Annotated in this window: 6 protein-coding genes; 4 read left to right on the top strand and 2 right to left on the bottom strand. The window is 51.3% G+C overall.

Annotated features, from left to right (window positions below):
• The first annotated feature begins 269 nt into the window (after window positions 1-269).
• Window positions 270-2,144 (top strand): response regulator, encoded by a 1,875-nt coding sequence (locus tag QZP87_RS11015; protein ID WP_291322975.1) that lies wholly within the window; start codon window positions 270-272, stop codon window positions 2,142-2,144.
• A 434-nt stretch (window positions 2,145-2,578) separates the two neighbouring features.
• Here QZP87_RS11015 and QZP87_RS11010 read toward each other — a convergent pair whose 3' ends face one another.
• Both QZP87_RS11010 and rpmB read right to left on the bottom strand, forming a co-directional pair.
• A complete protein-coding gene (locus tag QZP87_RS11010) occupies window positions 2,579-3,403 on the bottom strand; it encodes a DUF169 domain-containing protein (protein WP_291322974.1) in 825 nt (274 codons plus the stop codon).
• Between the two features lie 11 nt (window positions 3,404-3,414).
• Entirely contained in the window at window positions 3,415-3,621 is a 207-nt protein-coding gene (gene rpmB, locus QZP87_RS11005) for a 50S ribosomal protein L28 (RefSeq protein ID WP_291322973.1), read from the bottom strand.
• 658 nt (window positions 3,622-4,279) lie between these two features.
• On the opposite strand from rpmB, the gene QZP87_RS11000 reads away from it, so the two are divergent.
• Genes QZP87_RS11000 through plsX form a run of 3 tightly spaced genes read left to right on the top strand, consistent with a single transcriptional unit; the run spans window position 4,280 to window position 5,935 of the window.
• The gene (locus QZP87_RS11000) at window positions 4,280-4,690 is read left to right on the top strand and encodes a DUF177 domain-containing protein (protein ID WP_291322972.1); all 411 of its coding nucleotides are present in this window, start codon (window positions 4,280-4,282) and stop codon (window positions 4,688-4,690) included.
• A gap of 11 nt (window positions 4,691-4,701) precedes the next feature.
• Window positions 4,702-4,890, top strand: a complete 189-nt coding sequence (gene rpmF, locus QZP87_RS10995) for a 50S ribosomal protein L32 (protein ID WP_291322971.1) — start codon at window positions 4,702-4,704, stop codon at window positions 4,888-4,890.
• A complete protein-coding gene (gene plsX, locus QZP87_RS10990) occupies window positions 4,877-5,935 on the top strand; it encodes a phosphate acyltransferase PlsX (protein ID WP_291322970.1) in 1,059 nt (352 codons plus the stop codon). Before rpmF ends, plsX begins: the two co-directional genes overlap by 14 nt.
• Window positions 5,936-6,071: the final 136 nt, after the last annotated feature.

Genomic DNA, 6,071 nt, shown 5'->3' with positions numbered 1-6,071 from the left:
GGGACTGGCTCTCCCGGCATTTATTTTTCTAATCTGTTTCTTGTTCAATAAAAAATAAGTGCCGGGGTGCCTGTCCCCACAAACATGCAAGCACAATGTTTTCTTTTCTTGTTCCCAGGCTCCAACGGTGGGAACAAGAGGTAACCAGGAACGAAGAACCAGGAACCAGGAACCACGAACCGATTTTAACGACCAACATGTTGGTTTGAAATTTGTGCTAAACGCCTGAAGGCGTATCCACCGCAGAATAATTCCGGGAGGAAATTACAGTGGCCAGGGGAATATTCTCCAGACCGGCATACAGAAAAAATTCAGACAAAGCTCTGGATGTGGGAAACGCTGAAGATACCTGCCGGGACGCATTAGTTCCGCCCACCAGGAAACATTCCGGGCATCTTCGCTCTCAGGTAGAGAAGATAGTGGCTACCTACCAGGAAAGTATGACGGCATTTCAAAGGTTCAGGAAATGCTGCACCATTGTGCATTCTGTAACATCCCTGTCTCAATTGCCTTCCCTTTTGATGAGCCTGAAAAAAGAGCTTCAGCTCGATGGGATTCACCTGGTCCTGGCAAGAGAAGAGTATGCTGAACTTGTTCCTGATTCCGTGACCACCATGGCCCTGTCAACCCTGCATCAACTGCACTCATTACTTGACCTGGAGCATTTTTCGGGCTGCACCATACATTCTGCCGAACAGATGCAGAGTACCGGCTTGCTGGAAGACCTGGGGTTCCGGCCTGAAAGGTACTCTGACAGCGGTTCCGCCATAGTTTTTTCCTTGCATGACAGGTTCAGATCCCAACGGCCGGTAGGGCTTCTATTGTTCTATGATCGGGATTCAAAACGCTACACCAGGGAGGTGGCCACGGACTTTGTGGAGCACTTTGCCGAAACCTTTGCCTGGGCCATGGTCACCTTGCGGGACCAGGAAAAGCTCAGGATCCAGGAACAGAACCTGACGGCAGCCAAAAAAGAGGCTGAAAAGGCCGCCAACGCTAAAAGCAGCTTTCTGGCCACAATGAGCCACGAAATCCGCACACCTATGTCTGGAGTCATGGGGCTCAGCCGGCTGCTGCTGGAGACTCCCCTCAACAGCGAACAGCGCCAACTTGCGGAACTTATCCGTTCCAGCGGCGAAACTTTGCTGGAAATCATAAACAACATCCTGGACTTTTCCAGAATTGAAGCCGACAAGCTGGTAATGGAGCAGGTGGACTTTGACCTGCACCGGACAGTGGATGAAATTGCTCAGATAATTACAATCAACGCCAGGGAAAAAGGGGTTGAATTTACAAGCCGCCTGGATCCCGGTATGAAAACCAGGTTGCATGGTGATCCGGGGAGGCTTCGCCAGGTCCTGTTCAATCTCACCGGAAACGCTGTCAAGTTCACCCGTCAGGGAAGTGTCCGTATGGAAGTTCTACCCTTAAGCCTCCTTCATGACAGCATTCTGGTTCGTTTTGAGATATCTGATACCGGGCCGGGTATTGACGATAAAACAAAGAGCACCCTCTTCACGGCTTATCAGCAGGCCCACAGCTCCATCAGCCGCGAATACGGCGGAAGCGGCCTGGGGCTTTCCATATGCAAAAGCCTGGTGGAGATGATGCAGGGCGAAATCGGGGTGGAGAGCTCACCTGGAAAGGGTTCTACTTTCTGGTTTACGGCCTGGTTTGGTCTTCAGACGGACACCGGATCCTGGCCATCCCGGAATGATTCCAATGCAGAATCAGATAATGAATACCCGGAAACACCCGCAGACAATACCGGCATCCGCATCCTTGTCGCTGAAGATAACCCTGTAAATCAGCTGCTGGCCACCAGAGTCCTCGAAAAAAACGGTTTTGACACGGAAGTGGTGACAGATGGGCAACAGGCCATTGAAGCCCTCAAGAAACGACGTTACCAGCTGGTTCTCATGGATATTGAAATGCCTGTCATGGATGGCCTGACGGCCGTGCAGAAAATTCGTTCAGGGGAAATACCCGGAATCAACAGTGCAATACCAATAATTGCACTTACCGCCCATGCCATCAAGGGCGACAAGGAACGTTTCCTGGAGGCAGGAATGAACGATTATCTGCCCAAACCCATAATTCCCGAAAGCCTGAAGGAACTCGCCAGGAAGTGGGCGACACCCTGAATGCTGCCTGCGGTTGCAGGGTGCAGACATTGCCCTGCTCATTTTCCAGGTTGATTCATGTTATTTATTGAGTCTCATGTAGTCATTCATGTGGTACTCAATAATGATAATTGCCGGCAGTCACGCCTCAGGCGTGACCGGGGTCAGTCCCGTCAGAACTGCTTGTGCAGGTTCACTGTATTTCTCGTCGGTGATTTCTTTCTTGAGGGTGGATAATTGTCACTACAGCGATATTTATTATTAACCTCCGGGGACTCTCACCCCGCACTTTTTTTTCTGACAGAAGACTGACGGATTATATAAATAAGTGCGGGGTGCCGGTCCACGATGGCTGCACATCAAAGTTTGAAAAGTTTCGCTGTAGTGTTTAAAATGAGGTGACTTGTGCAGATTGAAAACGCCAAAAGGAAAAAAGATCCGTTTCCGGATGAAAACTATTCACGGTCTTCTCCGGCTATAGCCTTCCAGGTATTTCGGAATAAAAAACTCTCATCAATGTTGTTTTCCATCTCCTTGAAAAGGGAAAGCGGCATGGAAAAAGACATGAGCCCGGGTTCCAGCATCCTGCGCAGGTGCTTGCGGGCCGAAGGATCCATCAATCCCACCACAGCCCTGGGCTCATCCCTGTGGGCCTCGGCATAGGGCAGAAGAGCCATGGACTGGCACCCTGCCACAAAAGGGATGCTCACATTTTCAAAGCTGTGCCGTCCATGGTTGGCCAAAACCACCAGGGCGCACAACTGATCCGCATCCGCCATAAAAGTAACCACCTGCACGCTGTCCTTTTCCTCATCGGCCTCATCCAGGGGCTTAAGGACCACATACTCGGCCGGGACCTCTATGATCGGCAGGAGGTTTACAAACGAACGTACATGTTCAGGGCTCTTGAGGTAACCCTCGCCTTCCATAAAGTCATGGTAAAAATCTTCCAGGCCCGCTTCCCTGATATTCTCGCCCACGACCCTGCCCTGTTCTGAACCCTTGTTGCCGCTGGAAAGGAAAAAGTGAAAACATTCTTCGCCCCCGGGAAAGGCCTGGTACATGTTGCCGAAGCCCAGCCCAACCCCTCCTCCCCAGCAGCCGTAGGTCTGTCTGCTGAAAACAGCGGTTTTACCCTTGAGCACGCCGGCCAGGAAAAACATGACGCACCCCCAGCGACCAGGCTTTAATTCCAATGCTTTTGCAGGCTTTTCATCGGTCCAGATCAAGGCAGTCGGCCTGTATTTGAGCCTGAGTATAGATGCCATCCTGCTCTGCATAAAACCCCCCTTCAGGCGGTCCTGGCTGCGGGCTTGACTACCGCCCCGGAGCGCAGACAACGGGTGCAGACCTTGATCTTCCTGACGCGGCCCTGGGGAAGCTGCGCTTTGACCCGGCGCAGGTTGGGCATAAACCTTCTTCTGCTATGGTTGTTGGCGTGGCTGACATTATTACCGGTTGCGGGCTTTTTGCCGCAGACTTCACATTGCTTGGTCATAACCTTATCTCCTTGGCATTAAAAAATATTTCAGGCCTGCTGTTTACACACCCTGCTCCATGACTTAATCTTTTCGTATCTGTTTAGCGCTTTGCATGTGTCATGGGGACTGGTCTCCTGCTTTCCTTAAAAGCGCTAAACAGATACATCATTTCTTTCGGCAGGAAGGCGGATGCCATTCATTTAAACAGCCGCAAAGCAAAAAAAGTGTACAATAGCTGTTTGGTTTCAAAATGGCAAGGGTAAAATCTTGACATGATCCAGCATAACAGGATATAAAAATAATCTGTATTTGCTCAGCGCATATCTGTTTAGCGCTTTGCATGTGGCACGGGGACTGGATCTTCCGGGACCCGCTTGTCCCAGAAAATGAGTCATTTTGAGCAAAAATGATGCTCAAGGGCCACCGGGGACAGGTACTTTTGCAGGCCTCAAACCGTAAAACGGCCGGACTATCCGGCGGCAAAAGAGCCAGTTCCCTTCCAGCTTAAATAAAGTGTTGCTGTAGTGCTGAACAGATACAAAAATTTCGAGTTTATTCATGTTGCTTTCACAATGGCTTCCATTATCTGAAATACCGGCCCAGGGCCACATTTTTTCCTTTCAAGACGATTCCAGGTGGACACAGTTGTGGGAGAAATTCGCAATCGACTGCCAAATGAACAAAAGCCTGACCACTTCCCTGGAAGTCTTGCCGCAGCCCGGAGGGGTATACTTCCGGGGCAGCCTCCAGGGACAGGTACTCATGAGCTGTTCGCGTTGTCTTGAACCGGGTCATGTGGACATAAATCACACTATAGATGTTTACGAAAGCTTTGAATCCGACTTGGATGATCCGCCTGGTTACAGGCCCCTGAAATACGAACACGGTCAATGGTGGTTCAGCCTCTGGCAGCTGACATGGGAACATTTTGTTCTGGCCCTGCCTGACAAACCCCTTTGCTCCCGTGACTGCAAAGGGATCTGCCCCTCCTGCGGAGAAAATATCAATTCCGGCCTGTGCGCCTGCCTGGAAGAAACAGGTGATCCCAGACTGGCTGTATTCAGAAATTTAAAAATTAATCTATAAAGAGGTTTGAAATGGCTTTACCCAAAAAAAAGACTTCCAGGTCCAAAAGAGGTATGCGGCGTGCCCACGATCACATCCCCACCCCCAATGTAATCTACTGCGATTGCGGGGAGGCTTCCCTGCCCCACAGAGTATGTCCCCAGTGCGGGACTTACAAAAACCGTACATATTTAAAGCCTGTTGCGGATGAAGCCGGTTAAGCCCTGGATTGCAGTGGACGCCATGGGCGGAGACTCCGGTCCGGAAGTGGTTATCCCCGGATCCATGGAGGCTGCCAGGCAGGACAATCTGGGGCTTGTGCTTGTGGGGGATCAGGAAAAGATTGAACAGGTACTGGCCAAGGAGAAAACCGGCGGTATCCAGATGGAAGTACTGCATGCCCCGGAAGTTGTGGCCATGAACGACAAACCCTCCGAAGCTCTGCGGCGCAAGAAAAACTCTTCCATCCAGGCCGCTTTCAAGGCCGTTCGGGAAAAAACGGCCCAGGGAGTGGTCAGCGCCGGCAACTCCGGGGCCACCCTGGCCTGCGGCATGTTCACCCTGGGCCGCATCAAGGGCATTGAGCGCCCGGCCCTGGCTTCCATACTGCCCACGGAAAAAAAAGATCCCCTGGTCCTGGTGGACGTTGGGGCCAATGTGGAGTGCAAGCCCTACCACCTGATCCAGTTCGGGCTGATGGCGGATGTCTTTGCCCGGGACGTTCTGCACATCAAAAACCCCCGCATAGGGGTTTTGACCATTGGTGAGGAGGAGGGCAAGGGCAACAAGCTGGTACTTGAAACCATCAAGCTTTTTAAAATGTCCTCAATGAACTACGTGGGCAACATTGAGGGCAGGGATTTTTTTACCGGCAAAGCTGACGTAGTTGTATGCGACGGTTTTGTGGGCAACGTTTCCTTAAAGCTCATGGAAGGTCTGGCCATGTCCCTGAGCCGCATCCTCAAGGCCGAAGTCAAAAAAAGCCTTCTTGCCAGGCTGGGCTTTCTGCTGGGCATCCAGGCGCTTAAAAGGTTCGGCAGGCATATCGACTATGCCGAATACGGCGGAGCACCCCTGCTGGGACTCAAAGGAATAGGCATTGTCTGCCACGGCTCTTCCAACTCCAAGGCCATTACCAATGCAGTACTCATGGCCGGGGAATTCGTGCGCAACAGGGCCAATGAACATCTCATTGAAGGACTGGGGGAAAACCAGGAGATAGGAATGTTCGGAAGAAGGCCCTTGGAAAAAAACCGTTCGGCATAACACTACAGCGAAACTTATTTATTCACCTCCGGGGACTGGCTCCCCGGACTTATTATAATAATCCGTAACACTACAGCGAAACTTATAAAATTTTATGCCTGCCTCAATTGGGGACAGGCACCCCCGCACTTATTTT

The organism is Desulfonatronospira sp. (genome assembly GCA_003563255.1).
Lineage (GTDB): Bacteria > Desulfobacterota > Desulfovibrionia > Desulfovibrionales > Desulfonatronovibrionaceae > Desulfonatronospira.
Note: the sequence above shows the minus strand (reverse complement) of the source record. Positions and strands in the feature narration are given on the sequence as shown.

Bases quoted from the DNA above. Each gene is read 5' to 3' on its own strand.
- QZP87_RS11010 (WP_291322974.1), bottom strand. From the start codon at position 3,403: ATGCAGAGCAGGATGGCATCTATACTCAGGCTCAAATACAGGCCGACT.
- rpmB (WP_291322973.1), bottom strand. From the start codon at position 3,621: ATGACCAAGCAATGTGAAGTCTGCGGCAAAAAGCCCGCAACCGGTAAT.
- QZP87_RS11000 (WP_291322972.1), top strand. From the start codon at position 4,280: ATGAACAAAAGCCTGACCACTTCCCTGGAAGTCTTGCCGCAGCCCGGA.
- rpmF (WP_291322971.1), top strand. From the start codon at position 4,702: ATGGCTTTACCCAAAAAAAAGACTTCCAGGTCCAAAAGAGGTATGCGG.
- plsX (WP_291322970.1), top strand. From the start codon at position 4,877: ATGAAGCCGGTTAAGCCCTGGATTGCAGTGGACGCCATGGGCGGAGAC.